Below are 18,293 nucleotides of genomic sequence, written 5' to 3'. Positions count from 1 at the left end.
ATAGGCCCCTACCGGAGCGCACAGGGAAAAGCTGGGCAGACCAGCGGTTACGTCACGCTCACAAGCCCACCAAACGACAACCAGCCATGGCAGACACATCAATCACTCAAGTCCACGGATCGAGGCTAAGGTCGCGCCATGGCAACCAAGGACTCCCGCGAGGTCGTGATCGAAGCATCCCCCGAGCAGATCCTCGACGTCATCGCCGACGTCGAGGCGACCCCGAGTTGGTCGCCGCAGTACCAGAAGGCCGAAGTGCTGGAGCGTTACGACAACGGCAGGCCCAAGCGGGTCAGGATGACGGTGAAAGCCGCCGGGCTGACCGATGAGCAGGTGATCGAATACACCTGGGGCGACAACGAAGTGACCTGGACGCTGGTCTCGGCCACCCAGCTCAAGGCACAGGACGCCGGCTACCGCCTCACCCCCGACGGCGACAAGACCAAGGTCAGGTTCGACATCTCGATCGACCTTTCGGTCCCGTTGCCGGGCTTCATCGTCAAGCGCACGATGAAGGGTGGCGTCGAGACTGCCACCGACGGGTTGCGCAAGCAGGTGCTCAAGGTCATCAAGGCGTGAACGCGCCGGCCAGGCAGATGGGCGAGGTTAGCTGCCGATTCCTCTGCGCGAGGCCGATCGCCTAGCTAGGATTTGCCGGTATGGCGGTGCGTGCTTCCAGTGAAGTCGTGATCGAGGCCCCGCCAGAGGCGATTCTGGACGCCCTGGCAGACGTCGAGGCGGTGGCCGCGTGGTCGTCCCTGCACAAAGACACCGAAGTGGTCGACCGCCATCCCGACGGCCGGCCGCACCATGTCAGGACGACCGTCAGCGTGATGGGGCTGACTGACAGAGAGCTCCTGGAGTACCACTGGGGTGACACCTGGGTGGTGTGGGATGCCGAACGGACGTCGCGGCAGCGCTGCCAGCACGGTGAGTACAACCTGACGCCGGTCGGTGAAGATCGCACCCGTGTCAGGTTTGATCTGATCCTCGATCTGGCCGCACCGTATCCGAGGTTCCTTGTCAAACGGGCGAAGAAGATGGTGCTCGACGTGGCGCTGGAGAACCTTCGACGCCGCGTGCTCGCCGCGCAGTAGGCCCACGCCGCGCGGCATTGCCGGCAGGCCGTCCGCCGGGGTGGCGAGCTAGTTGCGCCGCCGAAGGGCGCGGAGCCGCCGGATCGCTTCGTCGAGGGTCTCATCGCGCTTGCAGAAAGCGAAGCGCACCAAGTGTTTCCACGCGTCGGCATGCGCGGCACCGGGATCGCAGAACGCCGACATCGGGATCGCTGCGACACCCACCTTCTCCGGCAGATCCGCGCAGAACGTTGTGCTGTCGGGGTAGCCCAGTGGGCGGGGATCCGCGCACAAAAAGTAGGTGCCTTGACTGTCGTGGACTTCGAAACCGATGTCGCTCAGCGCCGAGCCGAGGCGGTCACGGCGGTCCTGGAACGTCGCGCACAGTGCGTCGACCCACGCGTCTTCGGTGTCGAGTGCGTGCGCGACGGCCGGCTGGAACGGGGCGCCGCCCACATAACTCAGGTACTGCTTGGCCGCCCGCACGCCGGCGATGAGATCCCTTGGCCCGCAGGCCCACCCGATCTTCCATCCGGTGGCATTGAACATCTTTCCCGCGCTGGAGATGGTGATGGTGCGGTCCGCCATGCCCGGATAATTGGCCAACGGCCGATGCTCCCGACCGTCGAAGACCAGGTGCTCATAGACCTCGTCGGTGATCACCAGCAGATCGGCCGTCACCGCGAGCTCTGCCAACGCCCGCAGCTCGTCGTCGGTGGCCACCGCACCGGTCGGGTTGTGCGGCGAATTGACGATCAACGCTCGGGTCCTCGGGGTCACGGCGGCCCGCAGTCCCTCGATGTCGATGGCGAAGCCCAGACCGTCGCGGCGCATCGGGACGGCGCGGCGGTGGCACCCGGCCATCGCGATGACAGGGGAGTAGGAGTCGTAGAAGGGTTCGATGAGCAGGACCTCCGAGCCCGGTTCGACGAGACCGAGGACCGCCGACGCGATGGCCTCGGTGGCGCCGACGGTGACGAGCACCTCGGTGTCGGGGTCGTACTCGGTGCCGTAGCGGCGTCTGCGCTGATCGGCGATCGCCTGCCGCAGCGACGCGGCGCCGAGGCCGGGCGGATATTGGTTGACGCCCTCGGCGATGGCATTCTGGGCCACCTTGAGCATCGAGTCAGGTCCGTCCTCGTCTGGAAAGCCTTGGCCGAGGTTCACCGCGCCGACACGGGCGGCCAGCGCCGACATCTCGGCGAAGATCGTCACCGCGTAGGGCTGCAGTCGTCGTACCGTCACGCCTCCGAAGCCTAACCGGCCCCGCGTCGGCGCAGATCGGCCCACTAAGTGGTGAACAGCCGGGTGGTTCTGGTTTCATGGCGCATCCCGCCGATCTCCAGCGCCGGCGCGACGCTGTACACGTCGTCGATGTCTCGATCGCAGGCCGCGCGTGCCAACTCGACGAGGCGCGGCGCGGCGGCTGTCTGGAACCGCTGGCTCTGCAATGCCCCGAGCCGTCCCATTCGCACCGCGGCGCTGAGCATGGACGCCAGCATCGACCGCATCGATCCGAGCACCGCGAGCCGCTGCGGGACGCCGAGCTGCGCCTGCAACGCGCCGTCGACGACGGCGCCGTGACCGGCAGTGGCTCCGTCGGTGACTGCGGTGAGGTACGGGCAGCGTTCGGCGAGCCCGGCACGCCGCGCGGCGACGGCCAGTTGCGTCCCCGCCGACTCCGACGCTGTCCGGGCGTTGTCGAACAGCTTGTATGTGCCTGCCAGGTCATCGAGTTCGCAGAGCCGCGGAAGATGTGCCGCGGCGCGCCAGGCCGCGGCGGTCAGCGTGCCGTCCAATGGGGCGTAGCCGTCGGCCAGGTAGGCGAGTACGACAGCACCGACCTCCGGGGCGCCGACGTCGGGCCGGTCGGCCAACCACTGCTCCAGACCCTGGCTGTGCACCATCCGGCCGGACGGAAAAGCGCTGTCGTGCAATTGCAGCCACATCGCCAACGCGACATCGGGATCAGTGGTGATGGCCGGCGTGCGAGTCCGCGGAGGTTCGTGACCAACCGTCGCGCGCCAATTGCACGGCCGTGACCGCACCGGCCACCCCGAGCCCGGCGAGCATCTCCCGGGCGGCCTGCGCGCTGGTGAACAACGGCGCGGCGACGCCGTCCTCGTCGACGTCGATCGGCGCGTGCTGGTTGCCGAGCAGATATCCCAGCATCATCATTCTTCTTGCCCCGGCGGCGTCGCAGTTGTCCGCGAACCGTACGGCGATAGCGTCCTCGGCGGGCCGGCGGACCACGACGACGGCGGCGCCGTCATCGGCGATCACGGCTCCGGAGCGCAGGAAGACGCCGCGCGGCAGGTCGATATGGACGGTCAGCCCGGAATCGGCGGTGACCACCTGCCGATGCTTGGCCGCGTCGCCCCAGCCGATGTCGACGTAATGACGTGCGCGTCCGCTGAACCTGCCGTCGGCGATGTCACCGAGTATGTCTACCGCCTTCATCGTTGCCCTGACTCCGGCAACAGCGTGCGCCGCACGGCGTGGAACAGTTGCTGCCGGATGCGGTGGAGTTCCGGTGCGTGGTGCACGGCCACGCGCGCGAACACTCCCGCGTCACGGGGCAACCGGCCTGCGCCGCCCGCCGTGCCGTCGAGGACCGACCGGACGTTGTCGAGCAGGGCGCCGCCGTAGTGGCCGGGGGTGACGGCAAGGAAGGTTCCCAGGTAGTCGGTGTCGAGCAGCGGTCCCGGGTCACCTTCGTCGGGCCGGATCACCTGACGGTCTCTCGCCACGGCGCATCCGTCGACACGGACCACGAATGCGCTGTCATAGCAGGTGAAACCGAATCGCTCCCCGTGGGCGATACGCCCGGACGCGACGGCCTCCCAGCCGAGATACACGCCGCCGGCGGTGACCGCGAGGTCCAGCTGTTGCCGAAAGTGTGAATCACGGTGTGGGATGACGGTTCCGGGACAGTACTGGAGCACCGCGCCGCAGTCGACGGTGAAGTCGAGCCGGTGGCGGGCCCCGGCGCCGGCTCCGGCAAAAACCTGGGTGGCGGCCTGCGTGGTCAGGTGAAGGTCGCTTCCGGGTCGGCAGCGCACGACGGTGTGCAACTCGTCGTCGGAGAACGCGCCGCCGCTGGGACTCTGTACGCACAGGGTCGCCGCGCCCGGCCGGCGGGGGTCACAGTGCAGCGCGGTGGTGACGCGCTGGGGGTACCGCTGGCGCAGCGTGCTGGTGCGGGTGCGGCCCGTCGCGTCGGCGACGACCTCCACGTCGAGTTCACCCGGACGGATGGTCGGGGCGGTCACGGGCGGCTCGCGGTGAGCATCGCGCCCTCGAGTAGGCGGTCGACGACCTCGGTCACCCCGTGGCCGGATCGTAGGTCGGTGAACACTGTCGGTTTCGCGGGCCGGGCCAGTGCGCAGTCGCGGCGCATCATGTCGAGGTCGGCGCCGACCAGCGGCGCCAGGTCGATCTTGTTGACCACCAACAGATCTGCCTGCAGCAGGCCGATGCCCTTCTTGCGCGGGATGTCGTCTCCGGCGGAGGTGTCGATGACGAAGATCCAGTGGTCCACCAGATCCGAGGTGAAGGTGGCCGCGAGGTTGTCGCCGCCGGACTCGATGAGGATGAGGTCGAGGTCGGGGAACATCCGGTTCAATCGGTCGGCGGCGGCCAGGTTGGCCGACGGGTCCTCGCGGATCGCGGTGTGCGGGCAGGCCCCGGTCTCCACCGCAAGGACGCGGTTCGGGTCGATCACCCCGCTGCGCCGCACGCGCTGGGCGTCCTCGTCGGTCACCAGGTCGTTGGTGATCACGGCGACGCTGAAGCCGGCGTCGGACAACCTCGGTACCAGTGACTCGACGAGACGCGTCTTGCCCGAGCCGACCGGGCCTCCGATGCCGATGCGGATTGCACCCTCGGTCATGCTGTGCTCCTTGCTATTTCAGGGTGTAACGGCGGCCCAGCGGCACCCGGCTCATCGGGGTGCTCACGCACTGCTCTCCGTCGACGGTGACGCGGTAGGTGTCGGGCTCAATTGTGATGTCAGGCAGGTAGTCGTTGTGCAGCAGATCGGCCTTGGTCAGTGCCCGCGCTCCACGGCACGCGACCAGTCGGGTGTCCAGACCGAGTCGCTCATCGAGGCCGGCGTCGACGGCAGCGGCGGCGACGAAATTCACCGACACATCGGCGGGGGTGCGGCCGAACGCTGCCCACTGCGGGCGGTAGCGCAGTGGCTCGCACGTCATCAGCGACGCGTTGGCCTCGCCCATCACCGACCACGCGGGAAAGCCGCCTTTGAACACCACCTCGGGCCTGATACCGAAGAACTTCGGTTCCCACAACACGATGTCGGCCAGCTTGCCCGTCTCCAAGGAGCCGACCTCGTGGTCGATGCCGAACAGCCTGGCTGGATTGATCGTCAGCTTCGCGATGTAACGCAGGATGCGGGCATTGTCGGCGCCGGTCCCCTCGTCGCCGGGGAGTGGCCCGCGAGTGGCCCGCATGTGCGACGCGAGTTGCCAGGTCCGCGCGATCGTCTCCCCGATGCGGCCCATGCCCTGCGAGTCCGACCCCATCGCCGAGATGGCGCCCAGGTCGTGCAGCACGTCCTCGGCCGCAATGGTCTCGCGCCGGATCCGGGACTCGGCGAACGCGACGTCCTCGGGGATACGCGGGTTGAGGTGGTGGCAGACCATCACCATGTCGAGGTGCTCGTCGAAGGTGTTCAGCGTGAACGGGTTCGTCGGATTTGTCGACGACGGAAGGCAGTACGGTTCTCCGACGACGCGCATGATGTCGGGAGCGTGGCCGCCGCCGGCGCCCTCGGCGTGGTAGGTGTGAATGGGCCGGCCGCCGATCGCGGCCATCGTGGCCTCGAAGAACCCGGACTCGTTGAGCGTGTCGGTGTGGATCTGGACCTGCAGGTCGAGTTGGTCGCCGGCGTCCAGCGACGCCCGTATCGCCGCGGGCGTCGCGCCCCAGTCCTCGTGGATCTTGTAGCCGATCGCCCCGGCCAGACCCTGTTCGATCAGCGGGGCGGTGCTCGATGCGCTGCCGTTGCCGATGAACCCGAAGTTCATCGGGAAACCTTCTGCGGCACGCAGCATCCGGGCCAGGTTGTTCGGCCCTGATGAGGTGATGCCGACGGTGACGGGACCCAAACCGCCGCCGATCATCGTCGTGATCCCGCTCGAGATCGCCTCGTCGACCAATCCGGCGCTGTCGAAGTGCACGTGCACGTCGATGGCGCCCGCTGTGGCGATCATGCCCTCGCCGGACCGGATGTCGGTCCCGGCACCGATGATCAGCTCGGGGTCGACACCGTCCATCGTCCTGGGATTCCCCGATTTCCCGATGCCGGCGATCCGGCCGTCGCGGATCCCGATGTCGGCCTTGCGGATTCCCAGCACCGCATCGATGATCAGCACGTTGGTGATGACGAAATCCAGCGCACCGTCGGCGTTGGTGATGTCACCATGCACCGCCATGCCCTCACGCATGGTCTTGCCGCCGCCGAACACCGATTCGTCACCGTAGACGCAGGCGTCGTGTTCCACCCTGGCCAGCAGCTCGGTGTCGGCCAGCCGGACCCGATCGCCGGTGGTCGGGCCGTACAGTTCGGCGTAATGCCTGCGGGTGATCCGGTGTGCCATGTCAGGAACCCCGCCGAGAGTCGAGGAATCCGTTGTCGCGCAGCCTGTTCAGCAGCGCGGGGTCGAGCATTCCGCTGGTGTCGGTGTTGGTGACGTCGTTCTGGCCGATCACTGTGCGCTCGCCGCCGTAACTGGTCAGCAAAACCTCCTGCCTCTCACCGGGTTCGAACCGGACTGCGGTGCCTGACGGGATGTCGAGGCGCATGCCGAATGCGGCCGCCCGATCGAAACGCAGCGCGCGGTTGACTTCGAAGAAGTGAAAATGCGAGCCGACCTGGACGGGACGGTCCCCGGTGTTCTCAACGGTCACGGTGGCCCCTGTGCGTCCTGCGTTGAGCTCCAGTTCTCCGTCACACGGCAGGACCTCGCCCGGAATCACGTCGGGCACGGCGGCCGGGTTGGTGCCCGGACCGATCGCGTCGTGCACGGTCACCAGCTTCTGGCCGTCGTCGAAGAACGCCTCGACCTGTACCGATCCCAGTAGGGCGGTCACGCCGGGCATGACGTCGTCGTCGGTGAGCACGGTGGCGCCGTGAGCAGCGGCCTCGGCCACCGACGCGCCCGCGCGGGCGGCTTCGACCACCTCGTCGGCGATCAGGGCCCGCGCCTCGGCGTAGCTGAGGGTCAGGCCCGCAGCGCGGTGCTTGCGGGCCAGCTCCGCAGCGAGGAACAGCAGCAACCGGTCTTCGTCCTTGGGGGTCAGATGCATGTCAGCCTGTGATCTCCGCGGCCCACGGGTAGTCGCGCAGGTACGGATCGGGTTCGATCGGTGCGGGTGACTCCCACACCTGGTAGATCAGGCCGTCCTCGGCGACGCGGCCGATCCGCGCGGTCTTGGTCACGTGGTGGTTCTCGCCGTCGACAGTCATCAACCCCTCGGGCGCGGTGATCGTGACGCCATCGGCCGCATTCTGGATCTCGGGCACGGCGAACGAATCCGCCTTCTCCACCATGGATTTCCACAGCATCACGGCGGCGTACGCCGATTCCATCGGATCGGAGGTCACCCGGTCGGCGCCGAAGCGTTTCTTGAAGTTCTCGACGAATGTGGTGTTCTGCGGCGAGTCCAGCGTCTGGTAGTAGTTCCACGACGAGAGCTGGCCGATCAGGGTGGGCGCGCCGATGCTGCGGACCTCCTCCTCGCCGACGCACATCGACATCACGGGCATCGCCTCGGCGGTCAGACCGGAGTTGCGGTACTCGCGGAAGAAGGCGACCAACGAATCACCCACCACCACGTTGAACACCGCGTCCGCGTCGGCGGTGCGGATCTTGTTGACGATCGTGGAGAAGTCGGTGCTGCCCAGCGGCGTGTAGTCCTCACCCTTGATCTCGATGCCGTTGGCCTGCGCGTAGGCCTTCACGATCGCGTTGGAGGTGCGCGGGAAGACGTAGTCGCTGCCCACCAGGTACAGCGACTTCACCCCCTGCTCTTTGAGGTAGTCTAGTGATGGGATGATCTGCTGGTTGGTGGTCGCCCCGGTGTAGAAGATGTTCGGCGAGCTTTCCAGCCCTTCGTACTGCTGACCGTAATACAGCAGCGCGTTGGCGTCCTCGAAGACCGGCAGCATGGCCTTGCGGCTGGCAGATGTGTAGCCACCGAAAACGACTGCCACACAATCGGACTGCACAAGCTTCTGAGCTTTCTCGGCGAACACGGTCGGTTCCGACGCGCCGTCTTCGCCGATGAGCTGCAGTTGCTTACCCAATACGCCGCCGGAGGCGTTCACCTCTTCGACGGCCATGACGATCGCGTCGCGGATCACCGACTCGCTGACCGCCAGACCGCCGGACAGCGAGTTGACGGCGCCCACCTTCACCGTGTCGCCGGAAGTGTCGACACAGCTCGCCTGTGCTGCGACGGCGCTGTCGTCGCCTGCCCGGCTACCACACCCGGCGGCCAACAGCGCCGTCACTGCGAGCACGGCGACTGACCCGCGGCGTAGCCCGCTCGTCGAACGTTTCGATGACCTGAACATCTTCAATGCCCTTTGCTTCGTGCTGTCGGTTCGGGCACTGCGCTGTGCCAAGTGTCGGTTTCCGCCAGCGTAGAAACGGTGCATGCCCGGTGCCTATGGGAGGAATCTCCCAATTCGCCGAACGGTTTTCGCGACCGCCTCGGCTTGGAAACCTCGCGGAAACATCGGCTGCTGATGATGACCGCACATATCGGGGTCAGTCGAAGGAAGCGTGCGATGTCCGGCATCTACGGTGACGTGCTGAGCAGTGGCGCCAGTCTGGAGACCCGTGCCCACGGCCTGCTCGAGACGCTGTCGGCGCGCGCGCAATCCTCGGCTTCGGCGATCTGTCTGTGGGATCCGATCCAGCGCAAGCACGTCGGCGTGGCCAACCATGATTATCCCGACACGGTGATGGAGCACTTCAACAGCTGGTTCGTCGAGAACGATCCGCTGTTCGATGCCATGCGGGTGCACGGACTCGGCGCCCTGCGTTGGCGGGACTTCCCCGAGTACCGCAGTGGATACTCGGTCAACAACGTCTTCCGGCCGGCCGGATTCGACGAGGGCCTGTCGGCGCGGCTGATCACCAGCGACGGAACCTACGTCGGCACCATTCACGTCAACTGTGACGACGCGCGGTTTCCCCGTGACCAGGACGTGGTCGAGATCAACACCCTGCGCCGACAGATGGCCGAGAAACTGGACTTCTCGCTGAGGCCCCGGATGGTCGCCGAGCTGATCGCCCCCGATGCCCAGGCCTGGGCCGTCGACGACTTCGGGCGAGCGCACCTGTTGCGGTGTGGCGACCTGTTCGAGCAGGCGCTGGACCCGGCTCTGATCGGTGATCTCGCTGCGGCGTTTTTGAAGTCGGCGGTCGGGGTCAGGCCCGATGTGCTGCGCCACCACGACGGGGTGTCCTGGTTGCACGTGCGGCGGATCGCCACGGCCGCACGGTATCGGGGCGACAGCCTCGGCGCGGTGCTGCTGGTGACTCGCAGCCCGCTACCGATGAGTGTCACGCCGCGGGAACTCGACGCGCTCACGCTGGCGGTGTGCGGGTTGACCAACGGTCAGATCGCCGCACAACTGTTCATCAGCGCACGGACGGCCGGCCATCATCTGGAAAGCGCTTCGGCCAAGCTCGGTGCGGCCAACCGCGCGGCGTGTGCCTCCCGGGCCGTCTCGCTGGGGCTTCTGTCAGCCGACGTGTTGCTGAATGTGTGTGGCCGGGAATCGATTGCCGTCTGAGCAGGTGATGTCGTCGCCGTGTGACGCTTCACGGATTTCGTCAGGGCAGGATCGGCGCCGGGTGCGGCAGTGGGTGGGCGCCCTGCGGGCGTAATCCGTCGAAGATGATGGCGAGGTAGCGCTGCCACAATAAAGGCGCTGGGGCGGAGAGGTTTTCGACCACATGAATCGGCGCGCACATCATGAGGAAGACATCTGCTTCGGTGATGTCGGACCGGATGGCTCCCGCGTCGCGGGCCCGGTCGACGAGAGCGCCGAGGCGGGCGTGCAAGTGATCTCGGACTTCGGTCACCCGGGGATCCTTCCCGCTCTCCGATTGGAGGAACGTCAGATCGTGCCGTTGCCGCTGATCGGCCGCCACGGTCAGGAACTCCAGCAGAGCCGCGCCCGGATCCTCGGCGTGGGCCAGCTCATCCGCGGCCTCGGCGAGCGTCGCGATGTGCCGGCACACAATGGCCGCGATCAAGTCCTCTTTCGTGGGGAAGTGCCGAAATACCGTGCCTTTGGCGACGCCCGCGCGGCGGGCGATATCGGCCACCGAGGCGGAGGCGCCGCGTTCGGCGAATTCTGCTTCCGCAGCGCTCAACAGCGACTCGCGGTTGCGCGCCGCATCCGCTCGAAGATTCACTGCCCGAGAATATCAAGTTTACCAATCGGTCACCTTGTGGTTGTCTCGATTGAACATGACCAATCGGTCACCTTAATCATCGGTAGTGAAAACACCTGGAGCACAGATGAAGATGGACGGCACCACGGCACTTGTCACCGGAGCCAACCGAGGAATCGGCCGCGCCTTTGCGATCGAGCTGATCCGGCGTGGCGCCAAGGTCTACGCGGCCGCGCGGCGTCCCGAGCTCGTCGACATCCCTGACGTGGAAGTGCTTCGGCTCGACATCACCGACCAATCATCGGTCGACGCGGCTGCTGGGTCCGCCGCGGACGTGGACCTCCTGATCAACAACGCCGCAGACACCGCCGGCGGAAAGCTGGTCACCGGCGATTTGACTGCCATCCGGTCGACCATGGATTCGAACTACTATGGCACTCTTGCAATGATCCGGGCCTTCGCGCCCATCCTGGCGCGCAACGGCGGCGGCGCGATCCTCAATGTGTTGTCGGCGGCGGCATGGATGACGGTCGAGGGCAATACCGCTTATGCCGCAGCCAAATCCGCGCAATGGGGCTTGACGAACGGCGTGCGTGTCGAACTTGCCGGGCAGGGAACCCATGTCGCCGCATTGGTGCCCGGACTGGTTGGAACCCAGACGCTGTTCGACTTCGCGAGCCGCAACGGAATCGAACTCCCAGAAGGTGTGGTGATCGATCCTGCCGATCTGGTGCGGCTGGCGCTCGATGGTCGGGAAGCCGGTGACCTCGAGATCATGGACCCGTTGTCGGCTGATGCGAAAGCCGCACTGGCCGGGCCGCCGCGCCCCCTCGCACTGGGGTGAGCGAGCGGTTCCGCAGGCGGATGCCGGACCGGGCGCCCCTCTGGACCCAGACCGGGGCACCGTGCCGAGGCTGCCGAAGATGCCCGCCGAAATCCGCGTCACGGCGGTGATCGAGAGCTGATATGCCCCACGGTGTTCGCGCTCCGATGCCGACAGGAGAGGATTCGGCGGGGAATAACCGCTCGCGGGTCACGCTTGAGTGGTGCATGACGTTCACACTCTCTGGTGACTCTGCCCTGCTCAAGCCAATTCAGGTCGGAGCCACCGCCGCGGCGAACCGAATCTTCATGGCGCCGCTGACGAGATCGCGCGCCGACGCCGACGGCACGCCGTCGTCGCTGGCTGCGGAGTACTACTCGCAGCGTGCCGAAGCCGGTCTGATCATCAGCGAGGCCACCGCGGTCTGTGAGCAGGCCAACGGCGCCTACGTGAACACTCCCGGGTTGTACACCGACAGGCAGCAGGACGCCTGGGCTGAGATCGCGTCGGCGGTACACCGCGCCGGGGGCAAGATGTTCGTCCAGCTGTGGCACGTCGGCCGCATGGCGCATCCCGAGATCAGCGGATTCGAGAACGTGGGTCCGTCGGCGATCGCTGCGGAGCTGCTGGCGCACACTCCCTCTGGGAAGAAGTCGTTGCCCGTGCCCCGCGCGCTCACGACCGGCGAGATCGCGGAAATCATCGGACAGTTCCGTGCCGCCGCGCGCCGTGCCGTCGACGCCGGCATGGACGGTGTCGAAATTCACTCGGCCAATGGGTATCTGCTTCACGAGTTCCTGTCCGACGTTGTCAACCAGCGCACCGATGCCTACGGCGGATCGCCGCAGAACAGGGCCCGGTTCACCGCCGAGGTCGTCGAAGCGGTCGCCGCCGAGATCGGACCGGATCGCGTCGGTTTGCGCATCTCGCCCGGGAACACCGCCGGGGACATGACCGAGGTCGACCAGACCAGCGCTTACGAATTGCTTCTGTGCCGCATTGCGTCGCTGAACATCGCCTACCTGCATGTGGTGAGTGAACCCTCGACGCCCACATTCGCCGCGATCCGCACCCAGTGGGAGGGGACGTTGGTGCTCAACACCCCCCGCGCCGTCGACACCGATTTCGAGCTGCTGGCCAATCTGGCCGACTGGGGAGTGATCGGAGCCGCCGCAGTGGGCAGGGCGTTCCTGGCCACCCCTGATCTGATCGAGCGCCTGAAGCTCGGCGCCGAGCCGAACGTGCCGGATGTGGCGACGTTCTACGCCCCCGGGCCCGTCGGATACATCGACTATCCGAAGCTTGACGAATGGGTGACGCCCCGGTCGGCGTAGGTGTGAACCGGTCGACCGGCGGGAAACACCCGAGGCATGGCTACCTATCGTGTTCTGAACCCCAAGGGCGAAGTCGTCGACACCAAGGACATCGAAAGCGCCGATCATGCGCACGCCTGGTTCGTCGACCAGAAAGCCGACAACTCCGAGTTGGGATGGCGGATGGAAGTCGAGCACGACGGCGAGTGGTCGTTCTTCGACGACACCGAAGGCTCGCCCGACTAACCGTTCCTCCGCGAGCAGACACAAACTCGCACGATCCACGCCCGAATCGTGCGAGTTTGTGCCTGCTCGCGGAAGAGATGCCCTCCAGAGTGCCCAACCAAGCGGTTGGGCGAGGCTGCTAGCATCGCGCACAGAGGAGCAGCCTCCCCGCGGGTGTAGATCCGCGAAACCCCTGACGAGGACCTGGAGAACGCATGTCCGAAGAAGCCTTCATCTACGAGGCCATCCGCACCCCGCGCGGCAAGCAGCGCGGCGGCGCCCTGAACGAGATCAAGCCGGTCAACCTGGTCGTCGGCCTGATCGACGAGATCCGCACCCGCTTCCCTGACCTGGACGAGACGCTGATCAGCGACCTGATCCTCGGCGTCGTCTCGCCGGTCGGTGACCAGGGTGGCGACATCGCCCGCACCGCGGGACTGGTCGCGAACCTGCCGGAGACCACCGGCGGTGTGCAGCTCAATCGGTTCTGCGCGTCCGGCCTGGAGGCCGTCAACATGGCCGCGCAGAAGGTGCGCTCGGGCTGGGACGACCTGGTGCTCGCCGGCGGTGTCGAGTCCATGAGCCGTGTCCCGATGGGCTCTGACGGCGGTGCCTGGGCAGCCGACCCGGAAACCAACTACCGCATCGGCTTCGTCCCGCAGGGCATCGGCGCCGACCTGATCGCGACCATCGAGGGCTTCTCCCGTGAGGACGTCGACACCTACGCGGCACGCTCGCAGGAGCGCGCCGCTGCCGCGTGGTCGGGTGGCTACTTCGCCAAGTCCGTCGTCCCGGTCAAAGACCAGAACGGTCTCGTCGTGCTCGACCATGACGAGCACATCCGTCCCGGCACCACCGTCGAGAGCCTGAGCAAGCTCAAGTCCGCGTTCGAAGGCGTGGGCGCGATGGGCGGGTTCGACGACGTGGCGCTGCAGAAGTACCACTTCGTCGAGAAGATCAACCACGTCCACACCGGCGGTAACAGCTCGGGCATCGTCGACGGCGCCGCGCTGGTGCTCATCGGTTCCGAGGCTGCAGGCACGTCGCAGGGCCTGACCCCGCGGGCGCGCATCGTGGCCACCGCCACCAGCGGCGCCGACCCGGTCATCATGCTGACGGGCCCGACCCCGGCGACCAGGAAGGTGCTCGACCGAGCAGGCCTGACGGTCGATGACATCGACCTGTTCGAGCTCAACGAGGCCTTCGCCTCGGTGGTGCTGAAGTTCCAGAAGGACCTCAACATTCCGGACGAGAAGCTCAACGTCAACGGTGGCGCCATCGCGATGGGCCACCCGCTGGGCGCCACCGGCGCCATGATCACCGGAACCATGGTCGACGAGCTGGAGCGCCGGGGCGCCCGGCGCGCGCTGATCACGCTGTGCGTCGGCGGCGGCATGGGTGTCGCGACCATCATCGAGCGAGTCTGAGCACGGGTCTGAAGGGACTAAAAGGACATGGCAGAGAACACCATTCAGTGGGACAAGGATGCCGACGGCATCGTCACCCTGACGCTGGACGACCCGACGGGCTCGGCCAACGTCATGAACGAGCACTACAAGGAGTCCATGCATAACGCCGTGGAACGCCTTGTGGCCGAGAAGGATTCGATCACCGGCGTGGTGATCGCCAGCGCGAAGAAGACGTTCTTCGCCGGCGGTGACCTCAAGGGCATGATGAACGTCGGCCCGGACAACGCGGCCGAGTCGTTCGCCGAGGTCGAGTTCATCAAGGCCGACCTGCGCAAGCTGGAGACCCTGGGCAAGCCCGTCGTCGCGGCCATCAACGGCGCAGCGCTCGGCGGCGGCCTGGAGATCGCGCTGGCGTGTCACCACCGCATCGCCGCCGACGTCAAGGGCGTGGTGATCGGCCTGCCCGAGGTGACGCTGGGTCTGCTGCCCGGTGGAGGCGGCGTGGCACGTACCGTGCGCATGTTCGGCATCCAGAAGGCCTTCATGGAGGTCCTCTCGCAGGGCACCCGGTTCAAGCCGGGCAAGGCCAAGGAGGTCGGCCTGGTCGACGAATTGGTCGGCAGCGTCGACGAGTTGATCCCCGCCGCGAAGGCGTGGATCAAGGCGAATCCTGACGCGCACACCCAGCCGTGGGACCAGAAGGGCTACAAGATGCCCGGCGGCACCCCGTCGAGCCCCGGACTGGCCTCCATCCTGCCGTCCTTCCCGGCGCTGCTGCGCAAGCAGCTCAAGGGCGCTCCGATGCCGGCTCCGCGGGCCATCCTGGACGCGGCCGTCGAGGGTGCGCAGGTCGACTTCGACACCGCCACCCGCATCGAGAGCCGCTACTTCGTCGGCCTGGTCACCGGCCAGACTGCCAAGAACATGATCCAGGCGTTCTTCCTGGATCTACAGGCCATCAACGGCGGCGCCTCGCGGCCGGACGGTATCGAGCCGGTCAAGATCAACAAGATCGGCGTGCTGGGCGCGGGCATGATGGGCGCGGGTATCGCCTACGTGTCGGCCAAGGCCGGTTATGACGTGGTGCTCAAGGACGTCACGATCGAAGCCGCCGAGAAGGGCAAGGCCTACTCGGAGAAGATCGAGGCCAAGGCGCTCGAGCGCGGTCGCACCTCCAAGGAGAAGTCCGACGCGCTGCTGGCCCGGATCACCCCGACCGCCGATGCCGCCGATCTCAAGGGTGTCGACTTCGTGATCGAGGCTGTCTTCGAGAACCAGGACCTCAAGCACAAGGTGTTCCAGGAGATCGAGGACATCGTCGAGCCGAACGCGCTGCTGGGCTCCAACACCTCCACACTGCCGATCACCGGTCTGGCGACCGGTGTGAAGCGCCAGGAGGACTTCATCGGCATCCACTTCTTCTCCCCGGTCGACAAGATGCCGCTGGTGGAGATCATCAAGGGCGAGAAGACCTCCGACGAGGCGCTGGCCCGGGTATTCGACTACACGCTGGCCATCGGGAAGACCCCGATCGTGGTCAACGACAGCCGTGGCTTCTTCACCTCGCGCGTCATCGGCACCTTCGTCAACGAGGCGCTGGCGATGCTGGGCGAGGGTGTGCCCGCGGCCAGCATCGAGCAGGCCGGTGCGCAGGCCGGCTACCCCGCGGCGCCGCTGCAGCTCTCCGACGAGCTGAACCTCGAACTGATGCAGAAGATCGCCACCGAGACCCGCAAGGCCACCGAAGCTGCCGGCGGCACCCACGAGCCGCATCCGGCCGAGGCCGTCGTGAACAAGATGATCGAGATCGGTCGTCCCTCGCGGCTCAAGGGCGCAGGCTTCTACGAGTACGTCGACGGCAAGCGCGTCGGTCTGTGGTCCGGACTCGCCGAGACCTTCGGCTCGGGCACGGTCGATATTCCGTTGCAGGACATGATCGATCGCATGCTGTTCGCCGAGGCTCTGGAGACCCAGAAGTGCCTTGACGAGGGCGTGCTCACCTCGACCGCCGATGCGAACATCGGCTCCATCATGGGGATCGGCTTCCCGCCGTACACCGGTGGCAGCGCGCAATTCATCGTCGGCTACCAGGGTGAACTCGGTGTGGGTAAAGAGGCGTTCGTCGCCCGTGCCAAGCAGTTGGCCGAGCGTTACGGCGAGCGGTTCAACCCGCCGGCGTCGCTTACGTCGTAATCGCTGACGCGAAGCCCCCGCGACCCCAAGCCCGGGTCGCGGGGGCTTCTGCGTGTCAGCGTCATCGGTTGGTCTGCCGGGTTATCGAGTACCGCGCCGGCCTCGGGTTGCTCGGACTGCAGAGGATCGTGCCGGTTCGACGCCGTGTGCGAGGCCGTTGGCGGAATGTACACCGGCGAGGAAGGGCAACACCGTCCGGAACGCCGGGATGTTCGCAAACTTGAGCCGGATCCTGCGCGCTCGGGACAACCGTCGGAAATACATGTCAGCCATGTTGGTCCAGTCGGGGGCACGCAGACAGTGGCCCTAGTGCCGATATTCATTAAGATAGTGCCATGCACACCGTGGCGATTCTCGCCTATGACGGGATGTCCGGATTCGAGTCGGGCATGGCAGCGGAGATCTTTGGCATGACCGAGTTGTCGGAGCGCTTCTCGGCCGGGTTGGTCAGGCCGTGGTACTCGGTGAAACTGTGCTCAGAGCCCAAGGAGATCCGGCTTCTCGGTGGAGCAATCGTTCGCACGTCGTACGGACTCGATGACCTGGCCGCGGCGGACACCATCGTGATCCCCAGTGTCCGAGACGTGAGCGAGCCGATTTCGCAACCGCTCATTGAAGCCATCAGGACGGCCGACGCGCGCGACGCGCGACTGGTGTCGATCTGCTCCGGCGCTTTCGCCCTGGCCGCGGCCGGGGCGCTGGACGGACGCCGTGCCACCACGCACTGGATTTACACGGATCTGCTGGGGCAGCGCTATCCCGGTATCGATATCGACCCGACTCCGTTGTACGTCGACAACGGGCGGGTCCTCACAAGCGCAGGATGCGCGGCGGGCCTGGATCTGTGTCTGCACATCGTGCGGTCCGACCACGGCGGTCGGGTGGCCAACGATGTGGCGCGCCGACTGGTGATCGCACCGCACCGGGCGGGTGGGCAGGCGCAGTACATCGAGACCCCGGTTCCGGAGCCTGCGGACGACGGTCGAATCGCGGCCGGAATAGCCTGGGCTCTGGCCAATCTCGACAGGCCCATCACTCTCGACGAGATGGCGGAGCGTTCGGCGATGTCGCGGCGGAGCTATCTTCGCCAGTTCGCCAAGGCGACCGGGACCACCCCGATCAGGTGGTTGATCACCCAGCGTGTCCAAGCCAGCCTCGCGCTGCTCGAAGCGAGCTCGCTGTCCGTCGAGCAGATCGCGGCTCGGGTCGGGTTCGAGTCGCCCGCGACCTTCCGGCATCACTTCGTCCGGCAGATGCGCACCACGCCGAGCGACTACCGCTGCGCTTTCACCGGACCAACTGTCAGGGACTCGGGGCCGACCACACACCGCAAATACTGACGCGATCGTCATGGCGGTCGCGTTCATTCGCCGCATGATGCCTTGGCCACGGTTGGTGAGACCGCCGGCCGCCCGTTCGAATGGCAGATTCGGCTCCCCGTGAGGGGGTCGTGCCACGCGGACTCCGCTAAGCTGTTTACCATTCGTTGCCAGCGCTGCGTGATCGCGGCGAATCTGCAGAGGTGAGGGTCGGACGGTGCAGGGTACGGGCAGTAAGCCGACTACTAGCCTCTTCCGTCTTCTCATTCAGGCTTTGCCAGATGTGACATCCCACGTGCACTTTACGTCAGGAATGGCGTGTATTCCGGTGCCCTAATTATTGTGCGCGCAAAAAAAATCGGGATTACGCAACCGCGGTCACGGCCGATGACTTAGGCTCGCGCTGCTGGATGCGGATCTAGCAGAAGGTGCGCATTCAGCAAACTACAGCGTAAAAGAATACGGCGTAGTACGGCGGTGCGTGACGAGGGGCGACGT

At 66.3% G+C, this 18,293-nt stretch carries 18 protein-coding genes; 9 read left to right on the top strand and 9 right to left on the bottom strand.

Annotated elements, in window-relative coordinates:
- Window positions 1-138 precede the first annotated feature (138 nt).
- Entirely contained in the window at window positions 139-579 is a 441-nt protein-coding gene (locus ACTWP6_RS25060) for an SRPBCC family protein (RefSeq protein WP_260755340.1), read from the top strand.
- A gap of 80 nt (window positions 580-659) precedes the next feature.
- On the top strand, window positions 660-1,097 hold the full coding sequence (locus ACTWP6_RS25055; RefSeq protein WP_260755339.1) for an SRPBCC family protein: 438 nt from the start codon (window positions 660-662) through the stop codon (window positions 1,095-1,097).
- 48 nt (window positions 1,098-1,145) lie between these two features.
- On the opposite strand, the gene ACTWP6_RS25050 is transcribed toward ACTWP6_RS25055, so the two are convergent.
- Genes ACTWP6_RS25050 through urtA form a run of 8 tightly spaced genes read right to left on the bottom strand, consistent with a single transcriptional unit; the run spans window position 1,146 to window position 8,676 of the window.
- Window positions 1,146-2,321 carry a pyridoxal phosphate-dependent aminotransferase gene (locus ACTWP6_RS25050; protein WP_443189097.1) on the bottom strand — a complete coding sequence of 392 codons (1,176 nt, stop codon included), beginning with the start codon at window positions 2,319-2,321 and terminating at the stop codon, window positions 1,146-1,148.
- Between the two features lie 44 nt (window positions 2,322-2,365).
- The gene (locus ACTWP6_RS25045; protein WP_443189096.1) at window positions 2,366-3,025 is read right to left on the bottom strand and encodes an urease accessory protein UreF; all 660 of its coding nucleotides are present in this window, start codon (window positions 3,023-3,025) and stop codon (window positions 2,366-2,368) included.
- Between the two features lie 19 nt (window positions 3,026-3,044).
- Window positions 3,045-3,536: an urease accessory protein UreE gene (locus ACTWP6_RS25040; protein ID WP_443189095.1), complete on the bottom strand. Its 492-nt coding sequence runs from the start codon at window positions 3,534-3,536 to the stop codon at window positions 3,045-3,047.
- Window positions 3,533-4,348 carry an urease accessory protein UreD gene (locus ACTWP6_RS25035; protein ID WP_443189094.1) on the bottom strand — a complete coding sequence of 272 codons (816 nt, stop codon included), beginning with the start codon at window positions 4,346-4,348 and terminating at the stop codon, window positions 3,533-3,535. Before ACTWP6_RS25035 ends, ACTWP6_RS25040 begins: the two co-directional genes overlap by 4 nt.
- Window positions 4,345-4,968, bottom strand: coding sequence for an urease accessory protein UreG (ureG, locus tag ACTWP6_RS25030; protein WP_443189093.1), 624 nt, complete (start codon window positions 4,966-4,968; stop codon window positions 4,345-4,347). The genes ACTWP6_RS25035 and ureG overlap by 4 nt, the downstream gene beginning before the upstream one ends.
- A gap of 13 nt (window positions 4,969-4,981) precedes the next feature.
- Window positions 4,982-6,697, bottom strand: coding sequence for an urease subunit alpha (ureC, locus tag ACTWP6_RS25025; protein ID WP_443189092.1), 1,716 nt, complete (start codon window positions 6,695-6,697; stop codon window positions 4,982-4,984).
- A gap of 1 nt (window position 6,698) precedes the next feature.
- Entirely contained in the window at window positions 6,699-7,406 is a 708-nt protein-coding gene (locus tag ACTWP6_RS25020) for an urease subunit beta (protein ID WP_443189091.1), read from the bottom strand.
- A 1-nt stretch (window position 7,407) separates the two neighbouring features.
- Entirely contained in the window at window positions 7,408-8,676 is a 1,269-nt protein-coding gene (gene urtA / locus ACTWP6_RS25015; RefSeq protein ID WP_443189090.1) for an urea ABC transporter substrate-binding protein, read from the bottom strand.
- Between the two features lie 216 nt (window positions 8,677-8,892).
- On the opposite strand from urtA, the gene ACTWP6_RS25010 reads away from it, so the two are divergent.
- Window positions 8,893-9,906, top strand: coding sequence for a LuxR C-terminal-related transcriptional regulator (locus ACTWP6_RS25010; RefSeq protein ID WP_443189089.1), 1,014 nt, complete (start codon window positions 8,893-8,895; stop codon window positions 9,904-9,906).
- Window positions 9,907-9,946: 40 nt separating this feature from the next.
- On the opposite strand, the gene ACTWP6_RS25005 is transcribed toward ACTWP6_RS25010, so the two are convergent.
- The gene (locus ACTWP6_RS25005; protein WP_260755330.1) at window positions 9,947-10,534 is read right to left on the bottom strand and encodes a TetR/AcrR family transcriptional regulator; all 588 of its coding nucleotides are present in this window, start codon (window positions 10,532-10,534) and stop codon (window positions 9,947-9,949) included.
- A gap of 106 nt (window positions 10,535-10,640) precedes the next feature.
- Between ACTWP6_RS25005 and ACTWP6_RS25000 the strand changes: the two genes are divergently transcribed.
- The 6 genes from ACTWP6_RS25000 (at window position 10,641) to ACTWP6_RS24975 (ending at window position 17,816) form a co-directional block, all read left to right on the top strand.
- Entirely contained in the window at window positions 10,641-11,357 is a 717-nt protein-coding gene (locus ACTWP6_RS25000; RefSeq protein WP_443189088.1) for an SDR family NAD(P)-dependent oxidoreductase, read from the top strand.
- Between the two features lie 206 nt (window positions 11,358-11,563).
- Complete coding sequence (locus ACTWP6_RS24995) at window positions 11,564-12,670, top strand: alkene reductase (RefSeq protein WP_443189087.1); 1,107 nt, start codon at window positions 11,564-11,566, stop codon at window positions 12,668-12,670.
- Window positions 12,671-12,706: 36 nt separating this feature from the next.
- A complete protein-coding gene (locus ACTWP6_RS24990) occupies window positions 12,707-12,895 on the top strand; it encodes a hypothetical protein (protein WP_260755327.1) in 189 nt (62 codons plus the stop codon).
- Between the two features lie 194 nt (window positions 12,896-13,089).
- Window positions 13,090-14,301 (top strand): acetyl-CoA C-acetyltransferase, encoded by a 1,212-nt coding sequence (locus tag ACTWP6_RS24985; protein ID WP_260755326.1) that lies wholly within the window; start codon window positions 13,090-13,092, stop codon window positions 14,299-14,301.
- Between the two features lie 27 nt (window positions 14,302-14,328).
- Window positions 14,329-16,476, top strand: a complete 2,148-nt coding sequence (locus ACTWP6_RS24980) for a 3-hydroxyacyl-CoA dehydrogenase NAD-binding domain-containing protein (protein ID WP_443189086.1) — start codon at window positions 14,329-14,331, stop codon at window positions 16,474-16,476.
- Between the two features lie 335 nt (window positions 16,477-16,811).
- On the top strand, window positions 16,812-17,816 hold the full coding sequence (locus tag ACTWP6_RS24975; protein ID WP_443189085.1) for a helix-turn-helix domain-containing protein: 1,005 nt from the start codon (window positions 16,812-16,814) through the stop codon (window positions 17,814-17,816).
- Window positions 17,817-18,293 lie beyond the last annotated feature (477 nt).

The organism is Mycobacterium sp. 4D054 (assembly GCF_052245755.1).
In the GTDB taxonomy this organism is placed as follows: domain Bacteria; phylum Actinomycetota; class Actinomycetes; order Mycobacteriales; family Mycobacteriaceae; genus Mycobacterium.
Note: the sequence above shows the minus strand (reverse complement) of the source record. Positions and strands in the feature narration are given on the sequence as shown.

What these genes read in the sequence shown, in the direction of transcription:
- ACTWP6_RS25060 (WP_260755340.1), top strand. Translation starts at nt 139, where the DNA reads ATGGCAACCAAGGACTCCCGCGAGGTCGTGATCGAAGCATCCCCCGAG.
- ACTWP6_RS25055 (WP_260755339.1), top strand. Translation starts at nt 660, where the DNA reads ATGGCGGTGCGTGCTTCCAGTGAAGTCGTGATCGAGGCCCCGCCAGAG.
- ACTWP6_RS25045 (WP_443189096.1), bottom strand. Translation starts at nt 3,025, where the DNA reads ATGTGGCTGCAATTGCACGACAGCGCTTTTCCGTCCGGCCGGATGGTG.
- ACTWP6_RS25040 (WP_443189095.1), bottom strand. Translation starts at nt 3,536, where the DNA reads ATGAAGGCGGTAGACATACTCGGTGACATCGCCGACGGCAGGTTCAGC.
- ureG (WP_443189093.1), bottom strand. Translation starts at nt 4,968, where the DNA reads ATGACCGAGGGTGCAATCCGCATCGGCATCGGAGGCCCGGTCGGCTCG.
- ureC (WP_443189092.1), bottom strand. Translation starts at nt 6,697, where the DNA reads ATGGCACACCGGATCACCCGCAGGCATTACGCCGAACTGTACGGCCCG.
- ACTWP6_RS25020 (WP_443189091.1), bottom strand. Translation starts at nt 7,406, where the DNA reads ATGCATCTGACCCCCAAGGACGAAGACCGGTTGCTGCTGTTCCTCGCT.
- urtA (WP_443189090.1), bottom strand. Translation starts at nt 8,676, where the DNA reads ATGTTCAGGTCATCGAAACGTTCGACGAGCGGGCTACGCCGCGGGTCA.
- ACTWP6_RS25010 (WP_443189089.1), top strand. Translation starts at nt 8,893, where the DNA reads ATGTCCGGCATCTACGGTGACGTGCTGAGCAGTGGCGCCAGTCTGGAG.
- ACTWP6_RS25000 (WP_443189088.1), top strand. Translation starts at nt 10,641, where the DNA reads ATGAAGATGGACGGCACCACGGCACTTGTCACCGGAGCCAACCGAGGA.
- ACTWP6_RS24995 (WP_443189087.1), top strand. Translation starts at nt 11,564, where the DNA reads ATGACGTTCACACTCTCTGGTGACTCTGCCCTGCTCAAGCCAATTCAG.
- ACTWP6_RS24990 (WP_260755327.1), top strand. Translation starts at nt 12,707, where the DNA reads ATGGCTACCTATCGTGTTCTGAACCCCAAGGGCGAAGTCGTCGACACC.
- ACTWP6_RS24985 (WP_260755326.1), top strand. Translation starts at nt 13,090, where the DNA reads ATGTCCGAAGAAGCCTTCATCTACGAGGCCATCCGCACCCCGCGCGGC.
- ACTWP6_RS24980 (WP_443189086.1), top strand. Translation starts at nt 14,329, where the DNA reads ATGGCAGAGAACACCATTCAGTGGGACAAGGATGCCGACGGCATCGTC.
- ACTWP6_RS24975 (WP_443189085.1), top strand. Translation starts at nt 16,812, where the DNA reads ATGCACACCGTGGCGATTCTCGCCTATGACGGGATGTCCGGATTCGAG.